Annotated in this window: 21 protein-coding genes and 2 tRNA genes; 13 read left to right on the forward strand and 10 right to left on the reverse strand. The window is 69.8% G+C overall.

Annotated elements, in window-relative coordinates; genetic code table 11:
• The first annotated feature begins 12 nt into the window (after positions 1–12).
• The gene (locus H5411_RS40100) at positions 13–1,185 is read left to right on the forward strand and encodes an acyl-CoA dehydrogenase family protein (RefSeq protein WP_183126846.1); all 1,173 of its coding nucleotides are present in this window, start codon (positions 13–15) and stop codon (positions 1,183–1,185) included.
• Here the strand turns inward: H5411_RS40100 and H5411_RS40105 are convergent.
• The 4 genes from H5411_RS40105 to H5411_RS40120 form a co-directional block, all read right to left on the reverse strand.
• Entirely contained in the window at positions 1,152–2,330 is a 1,179-nt protein-coding gene (locus H5411_RS40105) for an MFS transporter (RefSeq protein ID WP_101434422.1), read from the reverse strand. The genes H5411_RS40100 and H5411_RS40105 overlap by 34 nt on opposite strands.
• Positions 2,327–2,815 carry a carboxymuconolactone decarboxylase family protein gene (locus H5411_RS40110; RefSeq protein WP_101434033.1) on the reverse strand — a complete coding sequence of 163 codons (489 nt, stop codon included), beginning with the start codon at positions 2,813–2,815 and terminating at the stop codon, positions 2,327–2,329. Before H5411_RS40110 ends, H5411_RS40105 begins: the two co-directional genes overlap by 4 nt.
• 48 nt (positions 2,816–2,863) lie before the next feature.
• On the reverse strand, positions 2,864–4,255 hold the full coding sequence (pdxR, locus tag H5411_RS40115) for a MocR-like pyridoxine biosynthesis transcription factor PdxR (RefSeq protein WP_183126820.1): 1,392 nt from the start codon (positions 4,253–4,255) through the stop codon (positions 2,864–2,866).
• Positions 4,256–4,427: 172 nt separating this feature from the next.
• On the reverse strand, positions 4,428–6,563 hold the full coding sequence (locus tag H5411_RS40120) for a phosphocholine-specific phospholipase C (protein WP_183126823.1): 2,136 nt from the start codon (positions 6,561–6,563) through the stop codon (positions 4,428–4,430).
• Positions 6,564–6,852: 289 nt separating this feature from the next.
• Here H5411_RS40120 and H5411_RS40125 point away from each other — a divergent pair, with 289 nt between their 5' ends.
• From H5411_RS40125 to H5411_RS40145, 5 genes are read left to right on the forward strand one after another with little or no spacing between them, the layout of a single operon-like run.
• The gene (locus H5411_RS40125; RefSeq protein ID WP_183126825.1) at positions 6,853–7,383 is read left to right on the forward strand and encodes a YbaB/EbfC family nucleoid-associated protein; all 531 of its coding nucleotides are present in this window, start codon (positions 6,853–6,855) and stop codon (positions 7,381–7,383) included.
• A 14-nt stretch (positions 7,384–7,397) separates the two neighbouring features.
• Positions 7,398–7,730, forward strand: coding sequence for a type VII secretion target (locus tag H5411_RS40130; RefSeq protein WP_183126827.1), 333 nt, complete (start codon positions 7,398–7,400; stop codon positions 7,728–7,730).
• A complete protein-coding gene (locus tag H5411_RS40135) occupies positions 7,727–12,211 on the forward strand; it encodes a DUF6531 domain-containing protein (RefSeq protein ID WP_183126829.1) in 4,485 nt (1,494 codons plus the stop codon). The genes H5411_RS40130 and H5411_RS40135 overlap by 4 nt, the downstream gene beginning before the upstream one ends.
• Entirely contained in the window at positions 12,208–12,807 is a 600-nt protein-coding gene (locus H5411_RS40140) for a hypothetical protein (RefSeq protein WP_220818117.1), read from the forward strand. Before H5411_RS40135 ends, H5411_RS40140 begins: the two co-directional genes overlap by 4 nt.
• Before the next feature lie 22 nt (positions 12,808–12,829).
• On the forward strand, positions 12,830–13,357 hold the full coding sequence (locus tag H5411_RS40145) for a hypothetical protein (protein WP_183126831.1): 528 nt from the start codon (positions 12,830–12,832) through the stop codon (positions 13,355–13,357).
• A gap of 279 nt (positions 13,358–13,636) precedes the next feature.
• On the opposite strand, the gene H5411_RS40150 is transcribed toward H5411_RS40145, so the two are convergent.
• The 3 genes from H5411_RS40150 to H5411_RS40160 all read right to left on the reverse strand — a co-directional run bounded on the left by H5411_RS40150 (position 13,637) and on the right by H5411_RS40160 (position 15,083).
• Positions 13,637–13,708: transfer RNA gene (locus H5411_RS40150), tRNA-Val, on the reverse strand.
• Between the two features lie 34 nt (positions 13,709–13,742).
• Positions 13,743–13,814 (reverse strand) — tRNA-Val (locus H5411_RS40155).
• An 84-nt stretch (positions 13,815–13,898) separates the two neighbouring features.
• Positions 13,899–15,083 (reverse strand): sigma-54-dependent transcriptional regulator family protein, encoded by a 1,185-nt coding sequence (locus tag H5411_RS40160; RefSeq protein WP_183126856.1) that lies wholly within the window; start codon positions 15,081–15,083, stop codon positions 13,899–13,901.
• Positions 15,084–15,256: 173 nt separating this feature from the next.
• Here H5411_RS40160 and H5411_RS40165 point away from each other — a divergent pair, with 173 nt between their 5' ends.
• On the forward strand, positions 15,257–17,074 hold the full coding sequence (locus tag H5411_RS40165; protein ID WP_183126833.1) for a flavin-containing monooxygenase: 1,818 nt from the start codon (positions 15,257–15,259) through the stop codon (positions 17,072–17,074).
• A gap of 34 nt (positions 17,075–17,108) precedes the next feature.
• On the opposite strand, the gene H5411_RS40170 is transcribed toward H5411_RS40165, so the two are convergent.
• A complete protein-coding gene (locus H5411_RS40170) occupies positions 17,109–17,741 on the reverse strand; it encodes a TetR/AcrR family transcriptional regulator C-terminal domain-containing protein (RefSeq protein ID WP_183126835.1) in 633 nt (210 codons plus the stop codon).
• A 70-nt stretch (positions 17,742–17,811) separates the two neighbouring features.
• Here H5411_RS40170 and H5411_RS40175 point away from each other — a divergent pair, with 70 nt between their 5' ends.
• Positions 17,812–18,687 (forward strand): alpha/beta hydrolase, encoded by an 876-nt coding sequence (locus H5411_RS40175; RefSeq protein WP_183126837.1) that lies wholly within the window; start codon positions 17,812–17,814, stop codon positions 18,685–18,687.
• Between the two features lie 9 nt (positions 18,688–18,696).
• On the forward strand, positions 18,697–20,199 hold the full coding sequence (locus H5411_RS40180) for a class I adenylate-forming enzyme family protein (RefSeq protein ID WP_183126839.1): 1,503 nt from the start codon (positions 18,697–18,699) through the stop codon (positions 20,197–20,199).
• Positions 20,200–20,202: 3 nt separating this feature from the next.
• On the opposite strand, the gene H5411_RS40185 is transcribed toward H5411_RS40180, so the two are convergent.
• Positions 20,203–21,612 (reverse strand): aminotransferase-like domain-containing protein, encoded by a 1,410-nt coding sequence (locus H5411_RS40185; RefSeq protein ID WP_183126840.1) that lies wholly within the window; start codon positions 21,610–21,612, stop codon positions 20,203–20,205.
• Between H5411_RS40185 and H5411_RS40190 the strand changes: the two genes are divergently transcribed.
• Both H5411_RS40190 and H5411_RS40195 read left to right on the forward strand, forming a co-directional pair.
• Positions 21,611–22,549 carry a DMT family transporter gene (locus H5411_RS40190; RefSeq protein ID WP_101434045.1) on the forward strand — a complete coding sequence of 313 codons (939 nt, stop codon included), beginning with the start codon at positions 21,611–21,613 and terminating at the stop codon, positions 22,547–22,549. The genes H5411_RS40185 and H5411_RS40190 overlap by 2 nt on opposite strands.
• 269 nt (positions 22,550–22,818) lie before the next feature.
• Complete coding sequence (locus tag H5411_RS40195; RefSeq protein ID WP_183126842.1) at positions 22,819–23,712, forward strand: NADP-dependent oxidoreductase; 894 nt, start codon at positions 22,819–22,821, stop codon at positions 23,710–23,712.
• 373 nt (positions 23,713–24,085) lie between these two features.
• Here H5411_RS40195 and H5411_RS40200 read toward each other — a convergent pair whose 3' ends face one another.
• Entirely contained in the window at positions 24,086–24,247 is a 162-nt protein-coding gene (locus H5411_RS40200) for a DUF6307 family protein (protein ID WP_167441804.1), read from the reverse strand.
• Between the two features lie 343 nt (positions 24,248–24,590).
• On the opposite strand from H5411_RS40200, the gene H5411_RS40205 reads away from it, so the two are divergent.
• Together H5411_RS40205 and H5411_RS40210 are read left to right on the forward strand one after the other, a co-directional pair.
• On the forward strand, positions 24,591–25,523 hold the full coding sequence (locus H5411_RS40205) for an AraC-like ligand-binding domain-containing protein (protein ID WP_158242435.1): 933 nt from the start codon (positions 24,591–24,593) through the stop codon (positions 25,521–25,523).
• A gap of 75 nt (positions 25,524–25,598) precedes the next feature.
• Positions 25,599–26,463, forward strand: an 865-nt coding sequence (locus tag H5411_RS40210) for a carbon-nitrogen hydrolase family protein (protein ID WP_183126844.1), incomplete at its 3' end; no start/stop codon positions are given.

The raw sequence follows: 26,463 nt of genomic DNA on the forward strand, positions 1-26,463 counted from the left end.
GCCACGAAGTCCCTGCCGCCGCTGGATCCGCGCGACCCCGCCGGGCTCGGCGACCTGTTCACCGAAGACGAGAAGGCGATCGCGGACGCGGTCCGCCGGGTCTGCGCCGACCGGATCGACCCGTATGTCGGCGAGTGGTTCGAGCGCGGCGAGCTGCCCGACGTCCGCGGCCTGGCCAAGGACCTGGGCTCGCTCGGCGTGCTCGGCATGCACCTGGAGGGCTACGGCTGCGCCGGGATGTCGGCGACCGAGTACGGGCTCGCGTGCCTCGAGCTGGAGGCGACCGACTCGGGCATCCGCTCGCTGGTGTCGGTGCAGGGTTCGCTGGCGATGTTCGCGATCTGGAAATGGGGTTCGGAGGAGCAGAAGCAGCAGTGGCTGCCGTCGATGGCGGCGGGCGACGCGATCGGCTGCTTCGGGCTGACCGAACCGGACGCCGGCTCGGACCCGGCCAGCATGCGCACGCGCGCGCGGCGCGACGGCGACGACTGGATCCTCGACGGCCGGAAGATGTGGATCACCAACGGAAGCGTCGCCGACGTCGCCGTGGTCTGGGCGCAGACCGACAAGGGCGTGCGCGGCTTCGTGGTGCCCACCGACACCCCGGGCTTCTCGGCACCGGAGATCAAGCACAAGATGTCGCTGCGTGCTTCGGTCACCAGCGAACTCGTTCTCGACGGCGTGCGGCTGCCCGCGGACGCGGTGCTGCCGGAGGTCACCGGGCTGAAGGGGCCGTTGAGCTGCCTCAACGAAGCGCGCTTCGGCATCGTGTGGGGCTCGGTCGGCGCGGCGCGTTCCTGCTTGCAGGCGGCGATGGCCTACGCCGAGGACCGCACGCAGTTCGGGAAGCCGATCTCCGCTTTCCAGCTGACGCAGCAGAAACTTGTCGACATGACGCTCGAGTACACGAAGGCGTTGCTGCTCGCGATCCACTTGGGACGGCGCAAGGACGCCGGGGTGCTGCGGCCGGAACAGGTCAGCATGGGCAAGCTGAACAACGTCCGCGAGGCGATCGAAATCTGCCGCACCGCGCGCACGATCCTCGGCGCGAACGGGATTTCGCTGGAGTACCCGGTGATCCGGCACATGAACAACCTCGAATCGGTGCTGACCTACGAGGGCACCGTCGAGATGCACACGCTGGTCGTCGGTCAGGCCATCACCGGGCAGTCCGCTTTCCGCTGAGGGGCGGCCATGGCCGCCAGCGCGGCGGCCGCGGCCAGCATCCCGAGCCCGGCGAGCGTCCAGCCGAGGAGGCCGAACGTCAGCACGAGCGGGACCAGCACGATCGGTCCGGTGATGCGGGCGAGTGCGGTGCTGGTGGCGAACAGCGCTTGGTATTGCCCCTGATGTCCTTCCGGGGCAAGGCTGAACGCGAGGTGCCAGGCACCGGCGGAGGCGGTCGTTTCGGCGACGGTGAGCAGGAGCGCGCCCACAAGCGCCAGGACCACCGGGTGTGCGGAAGCGCCGAGCGAGCCGAAGACGGAACAGGCGGCGATCAGGAAAATTCCGGCTGCGGCAAGGGATCGGCGTGCGGTGCGGCCGTCGCGGACCTGTCGGCTGATCGGCAGTTGAAGGAGTACGACGAGGACGGTGTTGGCCAGCAGCACCACTGCGGACGTCCATTGTGGAGCAGAGCTGCGCGTGACTATCCACAGTGGAAGCGTGACGCTGAGGATCGGCATGGTCAGCTGGGTGACCGCGGCCAGCATGGTCAGGGTGACGTAGCGGCGGTCGCGCAAGGCTGGCCAGCCGACCTGGCGTTCGGTCGGTGCGTCTGGCCCGCTGTGCAGGTACAGCGCGGTGGCGAAGACGAACAGTCCGGCGTCCACGACGAACACGGTGACCGCGTTGGTGCCCGCGGCCAGGACGAGCGCGCCGAGCCCGGAGCCCGCGCCGATGCCGATGTTGACGGCGGTGTGCAGCAGCGCGCGGGCTCGGACACGTCCTTCGGGAGCCACGACAGTCGCGACGACGGCTTGGCGGCCCGCCGCGAGCGCGCTCTGCCCGCAGGCGAAGAGCGCGCACGCGGCGATGTACAGCGGAACAGTGTGCGCGACGGCGAACAGCAGCAGGCCCCCGACCGCGGCGACGGTCGCCGCGGCGAGTGCGCGGCGGGCGCCGATCCGGTCCAGCAGCGTCCCGAACGGGACGGTGGTGGTCAGGCTCGTCGCGGCGCCGAGCGACAGCCCGAGCGCCACGATTCCCGCCGGCAGGCCGACCCGGGTCGTGAAGTGGACGGCGGACACGGCCAGGACCGCGCCGTCGCCCGCCGACGTCAGGGCTTGTGCGGTGGCGAGCCGCCGGATCGCCGTGCGCGCGGTGCTCATGCCGGGCTGACCGACCAGCAGCGGGTCGTCACGCCGACCGTGTTCCACATGGTGATGGCGGTGATGAGCGCGATCAACGCGGCCGCGCCTTCCTCGCCGAACGAAGCGATCGCCTCCGAGACGGTCGACTCGGGCACGTGCGTTTCGGAGAGGCGCGTGACGTCCTCGGTGAGCGCGAACGCGGCCCGCTCGGCGGCGGTGAACAGGCCGGATTCCGCCCAGACCGCGAGCGCGTCGACCCGCTGCGCCGTGACGCCTTCCTTGCGCGCGGCCTGCGAGTGCATGTCTACGCAGTACGCGCAGCCGTTGAGCTGGGACGCGCGGAGACGGACCAGTTCGCGCAGACCCGGGTCGATGCCGGCCTGGTCGAGCTGCTGGGTCGCGGCGTCGTCCAGAGTGCTCATCGCGCGGGAGAAAATCGGGGCCAGCGCGTCGAAATCGAGGCGCTGGGGGATCGGGACCAGAGTGGGGTTCGTCGTTGTCATGGAACTAGATTAGGTCTCTAATGGACTGGGTTACTGGCCAATCCAGCACTAAGAACTCAGTCCATTTGCCAGGGCGTCGGCGGCCAGCGCGAGGGCGCGCGCGGCGCGGGCGGAGGACACCGCGCCGTAGCCGATGACGACCCCGGCGCGGTCCGGGTTGCAGCCGGGGGCGCGGTAGTCCGCGAGTCCTTCGAGGGCGACGCCGAACTGGCGGGCGGCGGCGAGCGTGCGCGCTTCGGCATCCGCGTCCGGGAGTTCGACCAGGCATTGCAGACCTGCGGCGAGACCGCCGGGCCGCAGCTCCGGGGTGCGTTCGGCGAGGAGCTGGGCAAACAGTTCGCGGCGCGTCCGGAACGTCGCGCGGCGTCGGCGGACGGCTCGATCGTATTCGTGGGACTCGATGAACCGGGCGAGGACTTGCTGATGCAGACCGCTCGGCGTGACGCCGCTGAGGCTCCGCTGCCGGAGCAGTTCGGGGAGAAGTGCGGGCGGGGTCACCGCCCACGCGACGCCGACGGCAGGCGCGAGGGCTTTGCTTGACGTGCCCAGGTAGACGACCCGATCCGGTGCGAGGGCTTGGAGCGCGCCGATGCTGCGGCGGTCGTAGCGGAACTCGCCGTCGTAGTCGTCCTCCAGGATCAGCGCGTCGCGGGCATTCGCCCATTCGACGACGGCTCGGCGGCGTTCCGGGGAGAGCGGGACTCCGGTCGGGAATTGGTGCGCAGGGGTGAGAAAGACCGCGTCCGCTTGAGCGTCCGCGATGTCGGCGCCGTCCGCGTCGACGGGGATCGCGACGATCTCCAGTCCGGACTCGGCGATGATGCGCCGATGCCGCTCGTGCCCGTACTCCTCGACGGCGATCCGCTTGCCGCCGCGCGCGCGAATGCTTCGGCAGGTCAACGACAGCAGGTCGCCGAAGCCGCTGCCGATCAGGACTTCCGCCGCGGTGACCGCCACGCCGCGAGTCCGGGCGAGGTAACCGGCGAGGGTGTCGCGGAGTTCGACCGCGCCTTCGGGCGGTGCATAGGCGAATGCCGAGACTGGCAGGTCCGACAGCGCCCGCCTGGTTTGTGCGCTCCATTGGCTGCGCGGGAAATCGCCGGCGTCGGCGAGGCCGCCGCGAAGCTCGTACTCCGGCGGTGATTGTCGTTGCACGGCAACCGGTTTCGCCTGGCGCGGAAACCCGGCGACCCACGTCCCGGCACCGACGCGGCTCTCCAGCCAGCCTTCGGCGGCGAGCCGCGAGTAGACCTCGGAGACGGTGCTGCGGGCGATCCCGAGGTCGGCGGCGAGTGCGCGCGAGGCGGGCAGCCGGGTTCCCACGGGGAGTCGGCCGTCGACGACCGCGGCGCGCAATGCGGTTTCGAGCGCGTGCGCGGGGCGGGTCGTGGAGACGGGCAGGTAGAGGTCGAGCCCCTCGGCCACCGATGCGCGCTTCATGCGCCGGACTTTAGCCCGACCGGGGAGACGGTCTTCGCGACGAGCCGAGAGAACCTTCGGCTTCGACACCGCGACGCGCTCGGCCGCTGTCGCACCACGGCCGACTCGGTGAAGCAGCGGTACGCCCGGCCGGTTCCGCTCGACCGGGCGTTTCCGCTTTCGTTCAACGAGATTACCGCTGCGGACCAGGGTCGCTGAAGCTGGGGCGGCCGGTTTCGTTGTGCCCGGCGAACCGGCGCAGGTAGCCCGGTGCGGCCGGGTCGGTCAGCGAGATGTCGAACCAGCCGAACGAGGACGCCGTCTCGCACGGCACCCGTACGGTTTCGCCGGGTCCGAGCACGATCGTCCGGGCGGCGCTGGTGCTGTAGTCGTTGCGCAGCTTCAGTTTCCGGCGCTGGCGGCCCGGGTTCGTGACGGTCAGCGTCAGCAGCGGGGTGCCGTAGTTGTTCGTGGACACCGACACCTCGGGCTCGGTGGTGTCCGCGGTGGTGCCGGTGAACTGCGCGAGGTAGCCGTTCGCGCCGGTGACGCGCAGGTCGTAGTGGCCGTGCTCGTCGGTGCCCGGCGCGCCTTCCCAGGTGTCGCTGATGGTGTCGTGCGCGGCGACCGTGTAGCGGCGGGGCGAATCGCCGTGCGCGTAGACGTAGAAGTACGCGCCCGCGGTGCCGTCGTTGGTGAACTGCACGGAAACCGAGCGGCCGTCGCGGTTTCCGGCGAGTGCGGTGGTGAACCGGTACGGCAGCGCCCGCGCGGGCCGGACGCCCGGCTCCTGCTTCGGCATCGCCTGCGGCAGCTTCACCGAGAACGGCTGGTTCTTGCTCGGCAGCGGGGCGGGGGTGGGCGTCACGACCGGTTTGGTCTGCGGGCGGGAGAAGTCGAACGCCGAGGTGAGGTCGCCGCAGACGGACCGGCGCCACGCGCTGATGTTCGGCTCCGCCACGCCGAACCGGGCTTCCAGGAAGCGCAGGACCGAGGTGTGGTCGAAGGTTTCCGAGCAGACCCAGCCGCCGCGCGACCACGGCGACACGACGAGCATCGGCACGCGGGAACCGAGTCCGGCGGGGTGTTTGCCGGTGAGCGAAACGCCGGTCGGTGCGCCGCCGGTGCCCTTCGGGAGCTTGTCGAAGTCGAGAGTCTCGTCCGGCAGGCTCGCCGCGAGCGAGCGCGAGACGAGCCCGTCCGTGCCAGGCCGGTTGACCAGCGGCGGCATCGGCGGGACGACGTGGTCGAACAGGCCGTCGTTCTCGTCGTAGTTGATGAAGAAGACGGTCTTGCTCCACACCTCGGGGTTCGAGACGAGCGCGTCGAGAACGAGGTTGAGGTAGTACGCGCCGTCGCTGGCGGACGCGGCGGCGTGCTCGCTGTACTTGTACGGCGGGACGATCCAGGTGACCTGCGGCAGCTTCCCGGCCTGCACGTCGGCGCGGAACTCCTTGAGCGTGTGCGTCGAAACGCCCTGCTCGACCAGCGGCCCGGACGCGCCTTCCTTCGCGTGGTAGTTCGCGAAGAACTCGAGGGAGTTGTCGGTGTAGTTGTCCGTCGGCTCGCCGGGGATGCCGCTGCCGCCCTGGTAGAGCTTCCAGCTGACGCCGGCCTGCTGCAGCCGTTCGGGGTAGGTCGTCCAGCTGTAGCCGTTGGTGTCCGGCCGTTCCCAGAGCCCGGGCCCGTTCTGCTTGCTGCCGAGGCGGTTCTGCGTGTCGATCGTGCCGGACCACAGGAGGATCCGGTTCGGCGCGGTGTCCGCGGGGACGGAGCAGTGGTAGGCGTCGCAGATGGTGAATGCTTCGGCGAGCGCGTAGTGATACGGCAGTTCGGACCGCTGCTGATAGGTCATGGTGAACACGTCCTGCTTTTCGTTCACCCAGCCGTCGTAGCGCCCGCCGTTCCACAGCGGTTCGCCGCTGCCCCAGCCGTGGTGGGTGCCGGCGATGTGCTCGCTGGTGCGCAACGCGTCGAGCGGGAACGGCAGGACGTACTCGGCGTCGTCGGGCAGGCCGCGGCTCTTGTAGCTGGCGGTCCGCACCTTGGCCGGCGGCTGGTAGAAGACCGGCCGCCCGTTGGGCAGCAGGTGCGGCCGGGGGTCGCCGTAGCCGCGCACGCCGCGCATGGTGCCGAAGTAGTGGTCGAAGGACCGGTTTTCCTGCATGAGCACGACGACGTGTTCGACGTCCTCGATGGTCCCCGACCGGCGGGCCGGTTCGACCGCGAGCGCCTTCCCGATAGACCCGGGCAGCAGCCCTCCGGCCGCGGCCCCGGCCAGCGAAGCGCCCGCCATGCCGAGAAAGTTCCGGCGACTCGTACCCGCCATGTTTCGTTCCTCCACGTGCTCGCGGCGAGACAGCGGTCGCCCGGATTTACCGGCCGCCGCTCGCCCGGAGCAGAGCATTGCCGAGCCGGATGTCCCGGATCTGGCGTACGGGTGAATACTCGCGCCGTCCCGGGCCGTGTTCCCGGATTCGGGCAAACCGGTTAACCCGTTGTTTTCCGGCCGGGAACGCCTCGGCCGTTCGAGCTAACTTGCGCAGTCCGCGCCGTTCGCCTCGAACGCCGGTGGTTTCCTCGACAGGTTCGAAAAACGGGGGAACGGAGTGACCGGGATGACCGATCCGCTTTCCGGCGGGGACGCGGCGGCACGAGTGGACCAGATGGTGGCGCAGGCGAAGCAGAAAGCCCAGCGGTACCAAGCCATGCAAGCGGCGGTCGGGCAGGTCGCGGTGACCGAGACGGGCAAGGACGGGCTGGTCACGGTCACGGTGGACTCGGCGGGGAACGTGACCGATCTGCGGATCACCGATCAGGTCCGGGAGCTTTCCGGGGCGCAGGTGGCCGCCGCGGTCCTGACGACCCTGCGGCGGGCGCAATCGCGGTTGCCGGACCGGCTCGGCGAGGTCATGGCGGAGACGATCGGCGACGACCGGCAGACGGTGGACACGATCGTCGGCAACTACCGGGCCAAGTTTCCCGAGCCGGAGCCGGAAGAACCGGAACCGGCCGAGAGCCAGCACGTCCGGAACCTCGGTGCCATCGAGGAGGAACCCGCACCGAAACCGCCTCGGGCGCGGCGTCCTCCGGGCGGTTCGGACGAGGACGAGGACGGCTTCGGCCACTCGTTCATGACACGGGGATGAATCCGGGGGATCCGATGGCAGGTGACGGTTCCGGCGGCTACGAGGTCCATCCGGACGATCTCGCCAAGCACGCGAAAGCCGTGGAGCAGGTCGGCAAGACGCTGGGGCAGGCGTTGTCCGCGGCGGAGCAGGTGACGGTGGGGGTGCAGGCGTACGGCATGATCACCGGTCCGTTGTTCGTGCCGATCGTGCTCGCGGTGAGCGCGCCCGGGCTGGCGACGCTGGCGTTGGCGCAGGAGGCGATGGGCCAGGTGGCGCAGTCGGTGAACCAGGCCGTGACGACGTATCAGACCGCGGAGCAGAACCATACGCAGACCATCAACGGCCTCGGAAAGAAGCTCTCGTGAGCAACCCGCTGGTGGCGCAGCGGCAGGACTCGACCACCTGGCACAGCGGGATCAACGTCCTCGACGACGCCGCCGGCGTGTACGACGGGGTGCAGTCGGGTTCGTGGATCGAGGGCGGGATCGCCGCCTTCGGCACCGGCCTCGACATGCTGACCATCGCGATGAACCCGGTCGGCACGCTGATCTCCTACGGGCTGAACTGGCTGATCGAGCACGTGAAGCCGTTGCAGGACGCACTGAACCAGCTGGCCGGCGACGGCGACCAGATCTCGGCCTATTCGCAGACCTGGAAGAACATCGGGAAGGCGACCGAGCAGGCGGCGAAGGACCTGGCCGCGACTGTCCAGCAGGACACCGCGAACTGGAAGGGCGCGGCGGCCGACGCGTACCGGGCCAGCATCGGGAAGAAGATCGACCACATCAACGCCGCGGCGACCTGCGCGAACACGATCAGCACGGTGGTCGAGGTCGTCGGCGTGATCACCGCCGCGGTGCGCTGCCTCGTCCGGGACATGATCACCCAGGCGGTCGGCGATTTCGTCCAGGACGCGCTGGAGGAGGTGTGCTCGCTCGGGCTCGGCACGCCGGTCGTGGTGGCGCAGGTCGTCGAGCAGGTGTCGGCGTGGCTGGAGAAAATCGGCGCGCTGCTCAAGAAACTGATCAACTCGGTCGAGAAGTTGCGGCCGTTGATGTCGAAGCTCGAGGAGATCTTCGCGTCGATCAAAAAGGTGCTGGGCGAGTTGCACGGCCGCCCCGGCGAAGGCGGCGACGCGACCCACGTGTCGTCCGCCGAAGATCCGCACACCTCGCCGCACGGCAAGGAACCCGGCGGCGACGGGACACAGGCCGCCCACGCCGACGATCCCGGCGCCGCACCGGACGGGACGACCTCGCCGAGCGAGGCGCGCACCGGGAACCCGGACGGCGACGGCTCCGTGCACGAGAACGGCGATCCGCGCAAGGACGGCCGGTCCAACGACGGGAAGTGCGAGGGAGGCGACCCGATCGACCTGGCCACCGGCGACATGCTGATGGTGCAGACCGACGTGGAACTGCCCGGCGCCCTGCCGCTCGTGGTGACCAGGGCGCACATCTCGTCGTATCGCGTCGGCCGGTTCTTCGGCCGTTCGTGGGCCTCCACTTTGGACGAGCGGCTCGAATCGGACGGCACACGGATCTGGTATGCCGCCCCGGACGGCGTACTGCTGGCGTACCCGGTCCCGCCCGAGGACGGTTCGCCGGTGCTGCCGGAGGAAGGCGCGCGGTGGCCGCTGACGCGCACGCCGGACGGCGGCTACGCGATCAGCTGCCCGGAACTCCGCCGTACGCTGCGTTTCACGGCCTCGCACCAAGCCGGCGCGATCGCCGTGCTGCCGCTCGCGGCGATCGCCGACCGCAACGGCAACCGGATCGAGGTCGACCGCGACGAGAACGGCGTCCCGACGCTGATCCGGCATTCGGGCGGGTACCGGATCGCGGTGGACAGCGGAAACGGCCTGGTGACCGGGCTTCGTTTGCTCAGCCCGGACACCGGGGCCGCGATCGAGCTGGTGCGCTATCGCTACGACGACGCGGGCAGGCTGGTCGAAATCCTCAATTCCTCCGGCCTGCCGACCCGGTTCGAGTACGACAGCCAGGGCCGCGTGGTCAAGTGGATCGACCGCAACGACCGGTGGTACGGCTACGTTTTCGACGAACTCGGCCGGTGCGTCCGCACCGAAGGCTCCGGCGGCGCCCTCGCCTGCACCATCGACTACGACTCGGCGGGCCGGACGACGACCTACACCGATTCGCTGGGCCACGTCACGACCTACCACTTCAACGACGCCTGGCAGCTCGTCCGTGCGGTCGATCCCTTGGGCCACGCGGTGGTGACCGAGCGGGACCGCTACGACCGGCTGCTTTCGCGCACCGACCCGCTCGGGCAGACGACCCGGTTCCGCTACGACGAGGACGGCAGGCTGGTCGCGGTCACCGACCCGGACGGCCGGACCACGACCGCCGAGTACGACAGCGCCGGCCAGCCGGTCGTGCTGACCGGGCCGGACGGGGCGGTGTGGCGCAACGAGTACGACGAACGCGGCAATCTCGCCTCGGTCACCGATCCCGCGGGCGCGGTCACCCGGTACCACTTCGATCACCGCGGGCATCCGGCCGGGCTGACCAACGCGCTCGGCCAGACCCGCCGCGTGGAGACCGACGCGGCGGGCCTTCCGGTCGCGGTCACCGATTTCCTCGGCGCCACGACCCGCTACACCCGGGACGTTTTCGGCCGGATCAGCGCGGTTGTCGATCCGCTCGGCGGTGTCACCCGGTTCTCCTGGACCGTCGAGGGCAAGCTGCTTTCCTGTACTCAGCCGGACGGGACCACTGAACAATGGCGGTACGACGGCGAAGGCAACGAAATCGCTTACGTCGACGCCCTCGGCCAGACTATCCGCACCGAATTCACGTATTTCGACTCGCCGTCCGCGAAAATCGACGTCGACGGATCCCGGCTGGAATTCGGGTACGACACCGAAATGCGGCTGGTGTCGGTCGTCAATCCGCAGGGCCGGGTGTGGCGCTACACCTACGACCCCGCGGGAAACCTGGTTTCGGAGACCGATTTCGGCGGCCGGACGCTGTCGTATGCGTACGACCCGGCCCGCCAGCTGGTCGCCCGGACGAACGGCGCGGGCGAAGTCATGACTTTCCGCCACGACGCGCGGGGGAACGTCATCGAGAAACGCGTCGGCGGCCAGGTGACGACGTACGAATTCGACGCGACCGACCAGCTGCTCCGGGCATCCGGGCCGGACGCCGAACTGGTCGTCGAGCGCGATCCGCTCGGCCGGGTGCTGAGGGAAACGTGCAACGGACGTGCCGTCGAATCGGTGTACGACCTGCTGGGCAGGCGGATCCTGCGGGTGACTCCGGCCGGGGTGCGGACCGGGTGCGAGTACAACGGGAACGACCAGCCGGTGGTGGTCCGCACCGACGGCCACACGGTCCGGCTCAGCTACGACGCGGCCGGTCGCGAGGTCCGCCGCCAGCTCGGCGGCGGCGCGATGGTGAACCAGACCTGGGACGCGAACCATCGCCTCGCCGGACAGCAGGTGACCGACGCCTTCGCCAGGTCGCGTCAGCGGCGCACGTATCACTACCGCGCGGACAGCGTCGTCACCGGCATCCAGGATCAGCTCGCCGGCACCCGGCAGTACGACCTCGACCGCTGGGGCCGCGTCACCGCGGTGCACGGGGCCGGATGGACGGAACGCTACGCCTACAACGAATTCGGCAATGTCAGCAACGCCGAGTGGCCGGATCAGGACCCAGCCGCGCAAGGCGGCCGCGAATACGCCGGCGTCGTTCTCCGCCGCAGCGGCGCCGTGCATTACCGGCACGACGCGCAGGGCCGGATCGTCGAACGGTCCAGCCGCACGCTGTCCGGGCAGCGGAGGATCTGGCGCTACACCTGGGACGGCGACGACCGGCTGACCGGCGTGACGACCCCGGACGGGACCAGATGGCGCTACCGGCACGACCCGCTCGGGCGGCGGATCGCCAAGGAACGCCTCGCCCCGGACGGCGTGCACGTGGCCGAGGAAACCGTTTTCGCTTGGGACGGCGTGCATCTCGTCGAACAGAGCACCCGGGCGGGCGACCGTCCGGACGTGGTGACCACGACCTGGGACCGCGACGGCGTGCGGCCGGTGAGCCAGGTCGAACGCCGGACGATGGCCGACGCTCCGCAACACGTGGTGGACGAACGGTTTTTCGCGATCGTCACCGATCTGCTCGGCACTCCGACCGAACTGGTCGACGAGAGCGGCGCCGTCGCCTGGCACGCGCGGCGCACCGTGTGGGGCATCACCAGCCGGGCCCCGGACTCGACCGCCGACACCCCGCTGCGGTTCCCCGGGCAGTACTTCGATCCCGAAACCGGCTTGCACTACAACTACTTCCGGCATTACGACCCGGCGACCGCGGAGTACACCAGCGCCGATCCGCTCGGTCTCGCCGGCGGTCCGAACCAGCGTTCGTACGCGGTCAACCCGATGGCGTGGCTGGACTATCTCGGATTGCTGACGTGCAAGCAGAACGCCGCGATCCTCCGCGACAACATGGCGGCCGAGGGACGCGCTCCCGCACCGGGCGAGGCGGCCGCGCACATCGTCCCGTCCGGCGGCAGCAAGAACCAATGGGCGTGGGGCGCGAAAAGCCGGGATTTGCTCGACGCGCACAAAGTCGACATCAACGACCCCGCGAACGGGATTCCATTGGGCCATCCGACGCCGCACAATTACACGCACCGCGGGGGATTCCACGAAAAGGTCTACAACCGGCTGCAGGGCGTCGTCGCCCAAGGGCAGGCGCGCGGTCTCAGCCAGACCGCGATCGGCGGGCTGCTGCGGAACGAGTTGCGCGGCATCGGGAAATCGGTGCTGGGCGAGCTTTCCAGCGGGGCGCCGGGGCCTGGGGCATACTGGACCGCGTGATGGCCGAGATCCCACGTGGCCGGGCAGTGTGCCGGCTGCTGCCGAGCGTGAGCGAAGCCCGCGGGGAGTACCGCGCCCTGACCATCGGCGGCGAGTTGACGAAGGTCGTCCGCTGGATGCTTTCCGGTTCGCCGGACGACTACCCGCGCGGGATCGCCGCGGAGTGGGTCGGCGACCGGGACTGGCGGCCGGTGGAGTTCTCGCCGGGCGCGGACGAGGCCCCGATCGTCGGCCGCCGCGTTGCCGACGAGTTCCGCGCCGACTTCGAGGCTTCGGGAAGCCTGCTGCCGCTCACCGTTGACGGCAAGGAGAGCGAGGACTGGTTCCTCTTTCTCGTCGAGCAGGTCGTCGACTGCCTGGACACGACCGAATCGTCCGAGCCGGAATGGGACGGCGTGATCCGGCGGTCGGTGTTCCGCCCGGACGCGGTGCCCGGGCATCTCCCGGTTTTCCGGGTGCCGCAGTCGACCAAGCTCTACTGGAACGAATGGGCGGCCGAACGCTTGCGGAAGCTCGCCGCCCCGGATGTGGAAGCCCGCCTGGTCTGGTCGGAAGACCCGTCGCGGGTCCCGCACCCAGACCCCTGGAGCTTCTGACGGGGCCGCCGAAGGGTGTCCGGTGACAACCTTGCGAGCCGACTTGGCCGCTCTCTTCGAAGCCGCCGGGCTCACTGACGTCGACCTCGACGCCACGGTCGCCGACGAACACGCCCGGTCCGCCGCCTACCGCCGCGTCATCGCCGCGGCCGTCGCGCCGAGTCCTCGCGACCTGGCGGCAGTGCTGGCACGCGATCCAGAACCACTGACAGCCAAGACCGCACTGGTGAACCTAGTAGACCACCTCGCGACGACGGCTCCGTCGAAGTTCCAGCAGCAGGCAGCGGAGATCGCCGCCGAGGCAAACCAGCTGGCTCCGCAAAACCGCGAGTTCGTCCGTCAGCGACTGCTGGACTGGAACCTGTGGCTAGCCACCGAAAACGGCCAGACCCCGAGCGTCGCCTCTCTGTCCTCGGCGAGCAACTGGATGCAACGACGGCTGGCCGATTTCTCCGCCTCGCCGCAGACGCTGGCCCTCCTTGCCGAGCACGGCCGCACCAAGAAGATCAGAAACACCGCCGCGAACCGAACAAAACCCACCAACCGCTGACCCACCCGCCCCGCCCCCCGGCGCACGACCTGAACAATGAGCCAGCCCCAGCACCGCCAAGCCAGCGGCCCGCCCACACTCGAAGCGCTAAAAGCGAGAGGCCCAGTCCCCAGCCACCGACACCGCGGCACCGACACCCCCAACCGGACCACACGCGATGGGGGGTCCGGGGGGCGAAGCCCCGCCGGGCGGGGCCTGGGGGTTGCACCCCCAGAAAACACTTCGAGGCGAGGAAGGCCCGCGTGTTTCGCGGGCACACCTCGCCTCGAGCCTCGAACGTGGGCGATACTGGGATCGAACCAGTGACCTCTTCGGTGTGAACGAAGCGCTCTCCCCCTGAGCTAATCGCCCGTTGTGCAACGCACCAGCCTGGGGTGGACTGGAGTGCGCGATACTGGGATTGAACCAGTGACCTCTTCCGTGTCAGGGAAGCGCTCTCCCGCTGAGCTAATCGCGCTTGCTGCTGTGCAACGTGTCGTAAACATTAGCGGACGCCTCGGCGACGCCGCACCGGGGGGCCTGGTTTCGGGGAGCGCGCTGGTCACTGTCCTGCGTGGACAGTCATGCGCACGCCGTCGGCCAGGCGGTAGGGGCGGGTGTCGACGATGGCGCCCAGCAGGCGGCGCAGGCGCGACACCTCGGCGCGGACGGTGACCAGGTGTTCGGCGTCTCCGTAGAGGGCGTGGCTGAGCGCGACCGCGGTGAGGCCTTCGCGGCCGGCTTTGTGGAGGCGGACCAGGATTTCTGCGTGTCGTTTGGTGAGCGGCCGGCGCCAGCCGGTGTCGCCGGCTTGGAGGCTGAGCAGGGGAGCGGGCGTGAGGTCGAGGTCGAGCTGGACGGTGCGTGCGGTGCTGGCGGGGCGGACGAGCCAGCCGTCGGCGATGGGTTCGGGGAGGCAGGCTCCCAGCCCGGGGACGGCGAGGACCTGGCCGGGTTTGGGGGCGGCGATGCGTTCGCCCGCGGAGACGCCGACGCTGTGCGCGACCCAGCCGTCCTCGTCCACGACCAGGGCGGGGCCGGAGGACAGGACGGGTTCAGCCATGTGGCGCAGTCGTTCGAGGCGCTGGCGGTGCGTGCGCCACAGTTCGGATTCGGCCAGCCGTTTGCCGGTTTCGACGAGGGCGCCGATCGCCGGGTGCAGGGTCAGTGCGGGGCCGCTGACGTCGATGACGCCGAGCAGTTCGCCGGTGCGCGGGTCGTGGATGGGGGAGGCCGTGCAGTACCACGGGTGCTGGTTCTGCTCGAAGTGTTCGCCGGCGAGCAGTTCGATGGGCGCGGCTTCGGCCAGCGCGGTGCCGATCGCGTTCGTGCCGACGCGGGATTCAGTCCACTCGGAGCCTTCGACGAAACCCAGCGTGTCCGCCTTGCGGCGAACGGCGGACGAGCCTTCGCGCCACAGGATGATGCCATCGGCGTCGGTGACTACCAGGAGCATGTGCGCCGAATCGGACGTCGCGCCGACGACCTGGCGGAGGTCCTCGATGACGTGCCGCAGCGGGGAGTCGTGCCTCCGGCGTTCGACCTCGTCCTCGGGCACCGAATCGCGCGCGTTCATCCCGTCGGCGGTGAGGCCGAGGCTCAGCACGCGGGACCAGGAGCGCGAGACGAGCGGGCGCGGCGGCACCGCGGGACGGCTGCCGCCGATGACCGCTTCGTGCATGCGGACGAGGTCGCGGGCGTGGGTGGGCAGGTTGCGGCCCGGAGGCACCGCACTGTGCACCACCACAGTCACCTCCCGCACCATCGCGTCAGCGGTCCAGCATAGGTGACCTGCGCCGACGTTGTCATGCCTCGGCGCGTGCAACTCGTTGCAACCCTTGCCGCGCGGCTCGCTCAGAGAGTGTGATCGGCGCTACACCACCGACGACGCTGGTATCGCGAGCAGATGGAGGAGCAGCCATGACACAGACGGTCGACCGGATCGCGCAGGCGGGCACGCCGCAGGCCCGGGTCGAGGACTGGCTGGCCCGGTTCGAGGCCGCGCTGGCCGCCCGCGACATCGAGGCTGCCGCGGCGTTGTTCGCCGTCGATTCGTATTGGCGCGATTTGGTTTCGTTCACCTGGAACCTCAAGACCGTCGAGGGCCGCGACGGGGTCGCGGGCTTGCTCGGCGGCTGCCTGGAGTCGACCGATCCGAGCGGGTTCCGCACCACCGAACCGGCCACCGAAGCCGACGGCGTCACCGAGGCGTGGATCGAGTTCGAGACCGCCGTCGGACGCGCGAAAGGGCATCTGCGGCTGAAGGAAGAAGGCGCGTGGACGCTGCTCACCAGCCTGCGCGAGCTGAAGGGGTTCGAGGAGCCGCAGCGGGAACGGCGGCCCAAGGGCGTCGAGCACGGTGTGGTCCGCGGGCGCCGGTCGTGGGCGGAGAAGCGGGCCGAGGAGCAGGAGAAGCTCGGCTACGACCAGCAGCCCTACGTCGTCGTGATCGGCGGCGGGCAGGGCGGGATCGCGCTCGGCGCGCGGCTGCGCCAGCTCGGCGTGCCCTCGCTGGTGGTGGAGCGCAACGACCGGCCCGGCGATTCGTGGCGCAAGCGGTACAAGAACCTCTGCCTGCACGACCCGGTCTGGTACGACCACCTGCCCTACCTGCCGTTCCCGGAGAACTGGCCGGTGTTCGCGCCGAAGGACAAGATCGGCGACTGGCTCGAGATGTACACGCGCCTGATGGAGGTGCCGTACTGGACGCGGTCGACGGTCACCTCCGCGGCCTGGGACGACGAAGCGAAGCAGTGGCACGTCACGGTGGACCGCGACGGGGAGCAGGTGGTCCTGACGCCGCGGCACGTCGTGTTCGCGACCGGGATGTCCGGCAAGCCGAATCTGCCGTCGTTCCCCGGGATGGACGAGTTCCGAGGCGACCAGCACCACTCGTCGCAGCACCCCGGACCGGACGCGTACGCGGGCAAGAAGGCGGTCGTCGTCGGCTCGAACAACTCGGCGCACGACATCTGCGCGGCGCTGTGGGAGCACGGCGCGGACGTGACCATGGTGCAGCGCTCGTCGACGCACATCGTGAAGTCGGATTCGCTGATGGACCTCGGCCTCGGCGACCTGTACTCGGAGCGCGCGGTGGCTGCGGGCGTCACCACGGAGAAGGCCGACTTGATCTTCGCTTCGATCCCGTACCGGATCATGCCGGAGTTCCAGATCCCGGTGTACCAGGCGATCCACGAGCGCGACGCGGACTTCTACGCCCGGCTCGAGGCGGCGGGCTTCAAGCACGACTGGGGCGACGACGGCTCCGGCCTCTTCATGAAGTACCTGCGCCGCGGTTCCGGCTACTACATCGACGTGGGCGCGTCGGAACTCGTCGCTAACGGCAGCATCAAGCTCGCGCACGGCCAGGTCGACCACCTGACCGCGAACTCGGTGGTGCTCGAGGACGGCACCGAGCTGGAAGCCGACGTGGTCGTCTACGCGACCGGCTACGGCTCGATGAACGGCTGGGTCGCCGACCTGGTCGGGCAGGAAACCGCGGACAAGGTCGGCAAATGCTGGGGCCTCGGCTCGGACACGACGAAGGACCCGGGTCCGTGGGAGGGCGAGCAGCGCAACATGTGGAAGCCCACCCAGCAGGAGGGTTTGTGGTTCCACGGCGGGAATCTGCACCAGTCCCGGCATTACTCGCTGTACCTGGCGCTGCAGCTGAAGGCGCGGTTCGAGGGCATTGAGACGCCGGTGTACGGGCTGCAGGAGGTGCATCACCTGTCTTGAGGGCGACGGGTAACCCGGTGGCCGCCTGGTGCGGTCACCGGGTTTTTCCTTGCAGCCCATGCAAGACGATGCGCATTCCCGCGGCGAACTCGGCCTCCGGGTCGCTGGCCTCGGCTGCCGTGGCGATTTCGGCGAGTCCGGCGAACTGGTCTCGCGGCAGTGCCGCGATCCGGCCGGTGGTCTCGGTGACGTCCTTGTCGCGCGACAGCGGACCGACCAGTTCGGCCTGCGCGAAGCCCGTGACGAAGGCCGACACGGTCCGGAACGCGACCAGCAGGTCCGCGCCGGACCGTCCGCTGCGCGCAAGCGCTTGCACCAGAGCTTCGGCCGGACGGAGCGTCGTCAGATCGAGGCTGCGCCGGGTCAGGATCAGCGGGATGGCGTGCGGATGCGCCCGCACCGCCCGCCACATCCCCTCGGCGACGGCATGGACGTCGGCCCGCCAGTCGTCCGACGGTTCCGGCCAGGCCGCCTCTGCCAGCACCGCCTCCGTGACGAGTCGCTCCAGCCCGTCGCGGCCGTCGACGTAGTTGTAGATCGTCATCGGCCCGGTGCCCAGTTCGGTCGCGAGGCTGCGCATGGTCAGGCCGTCCAGTCCGGCGGCGTCGACCAGCGCGAGCGCGGCGGCCTGCAGCCGTTCGCGCGTGAACTTCCGCGGTGCGGGCATGGTGCTCCTTGATTAAGTACAAGGTACGTGTTTAGGTAGGTTCACGTACAACGTACTTGATGGAGAGGCCATGCGCACCAGCTTCCGTTCCGGCCGCGACGAGTGCGCGGCCTGGCTCACCCTCCCGGACGGACCGGGACCGCATCCGGCGGTCGTGCTCGTGCACGGCGGCGGCGCGACGCACGCGATGATGCTCGGCCAGTACGAAACCTGGTTCTCCGCGGCGGGTTTCGCCGTGCTGGCGTTCGATTTCCGGCACCTCGGCGAGTCCGGCGGCGAGCCCCGGCAGCTGGTCAGCCAGCGCCGGTACGCGCGCGATGTCGACGCGGCGCTGGCGTTCGCCCGCGCGCGGCCGGAGATCGACGCCGGCCGGATCGCGTTGTGGGGAACGTCGTTCGGGGCCAGCCACGTGCTCGCCGCGGCGGCGCGGCATCCGTCGCTGGCTGCGGCGGTCGTGCAGTGCCCGGTGTTCAGCGGCCGCGCCGTCGTCGCGCGAGCCGGGCTGCGGCACCTTGCGCGGTTCGCCGGGCCGATCGTCTCCGACCTGGTGCGGTCGGCGTTGCGGCTGCCTCGCCGGTACGTTCCGCTGGTCGGCCGCCCGGGTGACCTGGCCTTCGTGAATCAGCCCGGCGCTTTGGAGGGCTGGGAATCGGTGACGCCGGACGGTTACGAGTTCGACAACCGGATCACCGCCGCGTCCGGATTGGCCATGGTGTTCTACAACGCCGCCGCGCAGGCTCCTCGCGTGCGGTGTCCGCTGCTGATCTGCGCTTGCGACCGCGAGAATCTCATCGACCCGTCGATTGCCGTCGCGGTGGCCGAGGAAGCGCCGCGGGCGGAGCTGAAGCACTACGACGCGGATCACTTCACGGTCTACCATCCGCCTGTGGTCGAAAAGGCGGTCGCGGATCAGCTCGACTTCCTCGCCGTCCACCTGACCGAGTGAGGACGAGTGATGACGCGTATTCCCGACCTGCTCCGCAGCGCTCCCGCGGACGCCGTCGGCTGGACCGCCGGTTCGCGCGACCTCCGGTTCGCCGAGATGGATTCCTGGTCGGACCGGATCGCCGTCGATTTCCTGCGGCGGGGCGTGCGGCGCGGCGACCGGATCGCTGTCAACGGGCGCACGACGCCGGAGTGGCTGGCGGTGTACTTCGCCGCCGCGAAGATCGGCGCGGTGGTGGTCGGATTGAGCCCGCGGTACCGGGAAACCGAATTCGCGCACATCCTGAACGATTCCGGTGCGCGTCTCGTGGTGACCGAACCTTCGGCGGGCGACGTCGATTTCCTTGCGCTGCTGGAAAACCTCGCGCTGCCCGGCGTTTCCGTCACGACTTTCGCCGAACTCGGCACAGCGGAGGCGGACACCGATGCGGTGGCTGCTGCTTCGGCGGCGGTCGAAGCGGACGACCCGGTGATGATCATTTACACCTCCGGCACCACCGGTCGTCCCAAAGGCGCGACGCTGACTCACCGCGGCCAGTTGGCGTCCGCGGCCGCGGAGGCCGATCACCTCCAGCTGAGCCGCGATGACGTACTCCCGGTGGCCGTTCCGCTGAATCACGTCAGCGGTATTACCTGCTGCGTCCTGTCCGCTTTGGTCGCGCGCAGCCGTTCGGTGCTGTTGCCCGCCTTCGACGCGGGTGTCGCTGCCGATTTGTTCCGGACTGCTGGCCTGACGATCTGGGTCGGCGTGCCGACGATGCACACGCTGCTGCTGAATCACGAGCGTTTCGCTGGCGTCGACACCTCGGCGATTCGCGTAGTCGTCACCGGCGGCGCGAACGCGGAACCTGCTCTGCTGCAACGCCTTACGGCTGCGTTCCCGAACGCGACGGTGATGAATCTGTACGGGCTGAGCGAGGTGTCCGGTGCGGTGGTGATGACGCCGTGGGGTGCCAGCACGGAAGCGACCGAACGTTCCATCGGCGTCCCTTTCCCCGGCGTGGAAGCGAAAATCGCCTCGCCGTCCGGAGAAGCATTGCCGGTCGGGGAAACTGGCGAATTGCTGTTCCGTACCCCGTCGATCATGGCTGGCTACCACAATCTGCCGGCCGAAACCGCGGCGGCGGTCGACGCGGACGGCTGGCTGCACACCGGCGACATGGCCCGGGCGGACGAGGACGGTTACCTGACGCTGCACGGCCGCGCCAAGGACATGTTCGTCCAAGGCGGATTCAACATTTATCCGGTCGAGGTCGAGAACGTCCTCGCCGCGCACCCCGGAGTTCTGCTGGCGGCCGGCGTCGGCGTTCCCGATCCCGTGCTGGGGGAGATCGGCCGGTATTACGTTGTCCCGGCACCGGATTCGGCGGTCACTGAGGCGGAATTGAAGGAGTTCTGCGCGGGAAAGGTGGCTGACTACAAGGTTCCGCGTCAGATCGTGCTCCGCGACAGCCTGCCGCTGACGCCGTCCGGGAAGGTGCAAAAGGCCGCCCTGCGCGCGGAAAATGGCTAATCATCAGGCGTTCGCCAGTACCGCCTCCTGGATCACCCGCGCGGCGTCGGCGAACGCGTCCGGATTCGGTCCGGCGTAGTTGAGCCGGATGAATCGACCGGTCGGTTCGGCGGGAAACCATTCGTCGCCAGGACCGATGACCACTCCGGCGGACTCGCAGTCGCGGACCACGCGCGCCAGGTCGACCGTTCCGGGCAGCCGCGCCCAGAGGTTCAAGCCGCCCTGCGGCACGGATTCCACCCGCACCGCGGGCGCGTGGTCGCGGAGGCCGGCGAGCAGCAGGTCCCGGCGGGTCTTGAGCTGGTGCCGGACCCGGCGCAGGTGGGTGCGCCAGGCGGGCTGGGTCACGATGTCGAGCGCGACGGTCTGCAGCACCGTGCTGACGTACATCGATTCCGCCAGAGTGTCGACGAGAATCCGGTCGCGCGCCGGGCCGCGGGCGATCAGCGCGGCAACGCGGATCGCCGGGGAGACGCTCTTGGTGAGGGAACGGAGGTAGACCACGTGGCCGTCGTCGTCGTGGCCAGCGAGCAGGTGCGGTTCCGCGGTGATGCCGAAATCGTGCGCGGAGTCGTCTTCGATCAGGAAGGCACCGTGCTGGCGGACCGTGTCGAGGACGCGGTCGGCCAGGTCGGGCTGCCACAGCGCGCCGGTCGGGCTGGCGAAACTGGGCTGCGCGTAGAAGGCTCGCGCGCCGGTTTGCTCGAACGTCTTGGCCAGCACGTCAGGGTCCGGTCCGTGCGGGCCGCTCGGCACCGGCACCACCGCGACGCCCGCTTTCCTCGCCGCGAGGATCGCGCCCCAGTACGTCGGCGATTCCAGCAGGAGCGGCTGTCCCGGACCGACCAGCGCGCGGAAGGCGGTGACCAGGCCGCTTTGGCTGCCTGGGGTGATCACGACGTCTCGCGGGGTCACCGGGGCGATGCCCGCGCGTGTCACCGCGCGCAGTTCCGCGGCGAACCAGGCCTGCAGTTCGGGAACGCCCGCGGTCGGCGGCCGTCCGACCAGCGCGGCCGTCCGGGCCGCGCGGGAGAACGCACTCCGGACGAGACGCTCCGGCAGCAGGTCCGGGTCGGGATAGCCGGAATGAAGCGCTACTGAGTTGGTGGATACCGGTTGCAGTGAGGCGGGCTGCTTGAGCAACCCGTGCCCCGGCGTTCCGAGCGCCGCGGTCTGCCAGCCGTAGTCGCCGGAACCGGTGGCTGGCGCGGCGCGGACGAACGTGCCGACCCCCGGCAGGCTTTCCACCAGCCCTTGGGAAGACAGGCTGCGCAAGGCTTTCTGGACGGTCACCGGACTCGCCGAGTACCGCGCGACCAGCTCTCGCGACGACGGCAGCTTCGCTCCCGCCGGGGCGGTGGCGATCCACTCGCGCAGTGTCGAAGCGATCCGGGAGCTGCTATCGTCGGACATGAAACTAGAGGATAGCGCTACTCTTCCGGTGGCATCGGCGTTACCCCGGGTCGGTCTCTGGTGGGGCCTGCTCGGCGTCGTGGCGTTCTCGTTCACGATGCCGTTCACCCGGGTCGCGGTGGAAAACGGCGGTCTCTCGGCGATGTTCATCGGCTCTGCCCGGGCCGTGGTCGCCGCGGTGTTCGCGAGCGTCGCGCTGATCGCCACCAAACAACGCCTCCCGCGCGGTACGCAGTGGTTCCGCCTCGCCGTAGTCGCGGGCGGAGTGGTGGTCGGCTTCCCGATGTTGACCTCCTACGCCCTCACCACGGCCCCCGCCAGCCACGGCGCCGTCGTCATCGCGCTGGTCCCCGCAGCGACGGCCGTAGTAGCAGTGCTCCGCGCCCGCGAACGTCCACCCGCGGCTTTCTGGGTCGTGGCCGCCATCGGTGCCGTCGCGGCGATCGGCTTCGCGGTGCTGCAAGGCGGCGGACTCAGCGGACTGCAGTGGTCGGACGCGCTTTTCTTCGGCGCAGTATTGGCCGCCGCGGTGGGTTACGCCGAGGGCGGCTTGCTGGCGCGGGAATTGGGCGCCTGGCAGACCGTTTCGTGGGCGCTGGTGGTCGCCTCGCCGTTGATGGTCGGGTTGACCGTCGGGACGATGGCGAGCCACCCTCCACATGCGACAGTGGGAGAATGGGCCGCCTTCGCTTATCTGGCGGTGGTGAGCATGTATTTGGGTTACTTCGCGTGGTATCGGGGGCTGGGTCTTGGGCCGATGACTCAGGTCAGCCAGGTGCAGCTCGTGCAGCCGGTGCTGAACCTGGTGTGGGCAGCGGTGTTCCTGGGCGAAGAGCTGACCTGGCAGACCATCCTGGGCGGACTGGCGGTGATCGTCTGCGCGGGCAGCGCGGTGCGGGTCCGGACTGCCCGGCCTCCGGTGCCGGGGGTGAGCTGATCTCGGTCAGGTCCAGTAGTCGCGGGTCGGACAGCCGGATCGCCGGACGGTCTGGTGGTCGCCGCCGGAGCGCAAGGCCCCGCCGGGGCTCTCACCGTCGCGGACGATCAAGCCATGGCCGGCGCTCTGGGAATTGGCGTACCTGCCGACAAAGCCTTGGTCACGCGGTGCGTATCCCCCGCGCCTTTGCGCGCGCACCCGCTGGCTCGGTCCGTCGACCGTAACGCTAACCGTTGCAAAACACTAACCGTTGTTGTTACGTTGGCGGCATGAAAGCAGTGCGCTTCGCCGCATACGGCGGCCCCGAAGTCCTTGAACTGGCCGAAGTGCCCGAACCCCACGCGGGACCCGGTCAGATCCGCGTCGCCGTGCGAGCGGCGGGCGTGAACCCGCACGATTGGCGCACTCGCGAAGGCCAGTTCCAGCGGATCCGCCCGATCGACCTGCCGTCCGGCGTCGGCCAAGACGCGTCCGGCGTGGTCGACGAGGTCGGCGAGGGCGTCGCCGATGTCAAGGTGGGCGACCCGGTGCTGGGCCGGGGCTCGAACACCTACGCCGAACTCGCCGTGCTGTCGTCGTGGGCGCGCTTGCCGTCAGGTTTGACCTTCGCCGAGGCCGCCGGGTACCCCTCGGTGGTCGAAACCGCGCTCCGCGTCATCCGTCTCGTCGGTGTCCAAACTGGACAGACATTGCTGGTGAGCGGTGCCGCGGGCGGAGTCGGCTCCGCGGTGCTGCAGGTGGCGCGCGACCGAGGAATCAAGGTGATCGGCACGGCGAGCCCCGCGAACCAGGACTACGTCCGAAGCCTGGGTGCCATCGCGACCACCTACGGCGACGGCTGGGTCGACCGGGTCCGCCAGTTCGGCCAGATCGACGCGGCCCTGGACCTCAACGGCACCGGCGTCATTCGCGGTTTGCTTGACCTGACCGGAGATCCGTCGCGAGTGATCACCATCGCCGACCTGGAAGCGCCGATGCTGGGCATCCGTTTCGCCGGCGTGGGCGGGAACATGAAGGAAGCCCTGGCCGAGACGGTGGATCTGGTAGAGCGCGGAAAACTCCACATCCCGGTCGATCAGTCCTACCCGCTGGCCGAAGCCGCTGCCGCGCACGCGGACAGCCAGGCGGGACACACCCGCGGGCGGCGGGTCTTGGTGGTCTGAGCACCGCGAATTCGAAGGGGCGCCGCGGGGTTGGGCTGGCGACGCTCCTTCGCATTCGCTGTCCGGAGGTCGCCGTCGGTCCTGACTCTCTTGTGCCCTGCCAGGCGTTCCGCGACCGCCCGATCCGGCCACCATTCCGAGGCGGCAGCCGTGTCTTTCTCCCTTGGCCAGGGCGGCGACGGTCGCTCACCGCGCTTCATCCGCGATTAGTGCGCCGTGTATGTCCTATGCAGACGCTCCCGACTGCCGGTGCGCACCCGCCCGCCCCTGGACAAGGGGCGGGATGCTCGACGCGGTGCGGGTACTGCGGGAGCGTCGCTGGAAGGCAAGACCCTTTGCTGGATTGCGGTCCTGGCGACGTCGGCAGGGCGGGTTACCGTCGCAGCGTCTCGGGTGCCTCGTCGAGGAGGTGCAGCAGCCGCACTGCCAGTGTGTGGCAAGCGGGGTCGGTCAGGCCGGTGTCCTGCTTGAGCAGGTCCTGCACCTGGGCGACCCGCAGGTCGTAGCGGGACACGAAGGCGGTTTCGGCGGTCATGGGCTGTTCCTCTTTCGGGTTTCGCGGCTGCCTGCGACGCAGGCACATCTGCGAGGGGATCCTGCTGCCACGGTGACGCTCCAGTCCCCGGCAACCACCGAAGCGGAGAACGTCCCGCGATCGTCACCACGTGGCGTGCGAGTAGGCGGAGCCCGGAAGCGGCGCAGGCATGACCGCCAGCGCACGGGAGGCTCCCGGACCTCACCGACACTACCCGCACCCGGACCCCGGAAGGTCACGATCGCGCACCCGGCGCTTCGATGCCCGCAGTGGCAGTCGGGATCCCGGTGCGAGAGCTTCGTCCGCGCTCGACAGGGTGTCCCGGCGGGGTGACAATCCGGGGATGGACCGGCAGGCCCGGGTGGAACTGAGTACGGCGGCGGTGCCCGCCGCGGAGGCGTTCGCCTACTGGCGCGAGATGATCTGCGAGACGTTCGTGCAGCTCAGGGCCGCCCCGATCGCCGCGGGTGCCTTTTCGGGCCGGATCGAGCACGTGCCGGTCGGCGAGCTGGAACTGTCCACTGTGGCGGCTGGCGGGCAGGTGGTGCGCCGGACTCCGGGCCTGATCGCCCGCAGCGGGGACGAGTACCTGCTGGCGAGCATCCAGCTGTGCGGTCGCGGGCGCGTCGAGCAGGACGGCCGGGTCGCCGAGCTCGGGGCGGGCGACATGGCGTTCTACGACAGCACCCGCCCGTACACGCTGAACTTCGCCGACGAGTTCCGCCAGCTCGTGGTCCAGGTGCCTCGGCGCGGTCTGGCGGTACGCGACACCCGGGCCTTGACCGCCCGGACGTTGGGCCGGGGCGGGCCGGGACAGGTGGTTCCGGCGTTCTTCACCGCGCTGGCCGATGCGGCCAGGACCAGCCCGCAGACGTCGGTCTCGCTGCTGCCGCACGCGCTCGGCCTGCTGTCCGCGGCGGCGTCGTTCGCGGCGTCCGCCGAGCCCGGGCCGGACCCGGCGCGTGCCCTCGTCCGCGAGCGGGCTTCGGCGATCATCCGGCGGCACCTGGCCGATCCAGGCTTGGACGTGGACCTCGTCGCCGCGGCCTGCCGGGTCTCGCGGCGCACGCTGAACCGGATCTTCGCTCCCGAAGGCGGGGCCGCCGCGACGATCCGCCGAGCCCGGCTGGAGCAGGCGAAGGCGTTGCTGGTCGAGCATCCGGACCGTCCGATCGCGACGGTCGCCGTGCAGTGCGGGTTCGGCAGCGAGTCCGGATTCCACCGCGCGTTCCGTGCCGAGTTCGGCACGACCCCTGGTGGCGCACGCGGTCAGTGACCGTGGCACGCGCGGTCAGTTCCGGGGGTGCCCGCGCCCGCATGATGGCTGCCACGGCGACAACGAGGAGGCGTCATGGAAAGCGTTGTGCGGGTGGCGGCGGTGCAGGCAGAGCCGGTGTGGCTGGACCTGGCCGGCAGCATCGACAAGGCGATCGCGCTCATCGGCGAGGCGGCGCGTGGCGGGGCGAAGCTGGTCGCGTTCGGCGAAACGTTCGTCCCCGGCTACCCGTGGTGGATCTGGCTTGATTCTCCCGCCGCGGGCATGGCGTTCGTGCCCCGGTACGCCGCCAACTCGATGACCCGCGACGGCGACGAAATGCGGCGTCTGCGCCGGGCCGCCGCCGACAACGGCGTGCACGTGGTGCTCGGCTTCAGCGAACGCGACGGCGGCAGCCTGTACATGGCTCAGGCGTTCATCTCCGACACCGGCGAGCTGATTTCCGTCCGCCGCAAGCTCAAGCCCACGCACGTCGAACGGTCCGTCTACGGCGAAGGCGACGGCAGCGACCTGCAGGTGCACGACACCCCGCTCGGCAAGCTCGGCGGGCTGAACTGCTGGGAGCATTTCCAGCCGCTGACCAAATACGCGATGTACAGCCTCGGCGAGGAGATCCATGTCGCCTCCTGGCCGAGCTTCTCGGTCTACCGCGGCGCGGCCACCGCGCTCGGCCCCGAGGTCAACACCGCCGCCAGCCTCACGTACGCGGTTGAAGGACAGACCTTCGTCCTCGCCGCCTGCTCGGTCATCGGCGAGGCCGCCCAGGAGTTGTTCTGCGACACAGAAGCCAAGCGGCAGCTCCTGCGAACCGGCGGCGGCTTCGCCCGCGTCTTCGGTCCCGAAGGCACCCCGCTGGCCGAGCCGCTCGCCGAAACCGAGGAAGGCATCCTCTACGCCGACCTCGACCCGGCGCTGATCGCGATCGCGAAATCCGCCGCGG

Origin of the sequence: Amycolatopsis echigonensis (genome assembly GCF_014174495.1) — a bacterium.
GTDB classification, from domain to species: Bacteria; Actinomycetota; Actinomycetes; order Mycobacteriales; family Pseudonocardiaceae; genus Amycolatopsis; species Amycolatopsis echigonensis.

Coding starts and splice junctions, on each gene's coding strand:
- H5411_RS40105 (WP_101434422.1), bottom strand. CDS start 2,330: ATGAGCACCGCGCGCACGGCGATCCGGCGGCTCGCCACCGCACAAGCC.
- H5411_RS40110 (WP_101434033.1), bottom strand. CDS start 2,815: ATGACAACGACGAACCCCACTCTGGTCCCGATCCCCCAGCGCCTCGAT.
- pdxR (WP_183126820.1), bottom strand. CDS start 4,255: ATGAAGCGCGCATCGGTGGCCGAGGGGCTCGACCTCTACCTGCCCGTC.
- H5411_RS40120 (WP_183126823.1), bottom strand. CDS start 6,563: ATGGCGGGTACGAGTCGCCGGAACTTTCTCGGCATGGCGGGCGCTTCG.
- H5411_RS40125 (WP_183126825.1), top strand. CDS start 6,853: ATGACCGATCCGCTTTCCGGCGGGGACGCGGCGGCACGAGTGGACCAG.
- H5411_RS40130 (WP_183126827.1), top strand. CDS start 7,398: ATGGCAGGTGACGGTTCCGGCGGCTACGAGGTCCATCCGGACGATCTC.
- H5411_RS40165 (WP_183126833.1), top strand. CDS start 15,257: ATGACACAGACGGTCGACCGGATCGCGCAGGCGGGCACGCCGCAGGCC.
- H5411_RS40170 (WP_183126835.1), bottom strand. CDS start 17,741: ATGCCCGCACCGCGGAAGTTCACGCGCGAACGGCTGCAGGCCGCCGCG.
- H5411_RS40175 (WP_183126837.1), top strand. CDS start 17,812: ATGCGCACCAGCTTCCGTTCCGGCCGCGACGAGTGCGCGGCCTGGCTC.
- H5411_RS40180 (WP_183126839.1), top strand. CDS start 18,697: ATGACGCGTATTCCCGACCTGCTCCGCAGCGCTCCCGCGGACGCCGTC.
- H5411_RS40190 (WP_101434045.1), top strand. CDS start 21,611: ATGAAACTAGAGGATAGCGCTACTCTTCCGGTGGCATCGGCGTTACCC.
- H5411_RS40185 (WP_183126840.1), bottom strand. CDS start 21,612: ATGTCCGACGATAGCAGCTCCCGGATCGCTTCGACACTGCGCGAGTGG.
- H5411_RS40195 (WP_183126842.1), top strand. CDS start 22,819: ATGAAAGCAGTGCGCTTCGCCGCATACGGCGGCCCCGAAGTCCTTGAA.
- H5411_RS40200 (WP_167441804.1), bottom strand. CDS start 24,247: ATGACCGCCGAAACCGCCTTCGTGTCCCGCTACGACCTGCGGGTCGCC.
- H5411_RS40205 (WP_158242435.1), top strand. CDS start 24,591: ATGGACCGGCAGGCCCGGGTGGAACTGAGTACGGCGGCGGTGCCCGCC.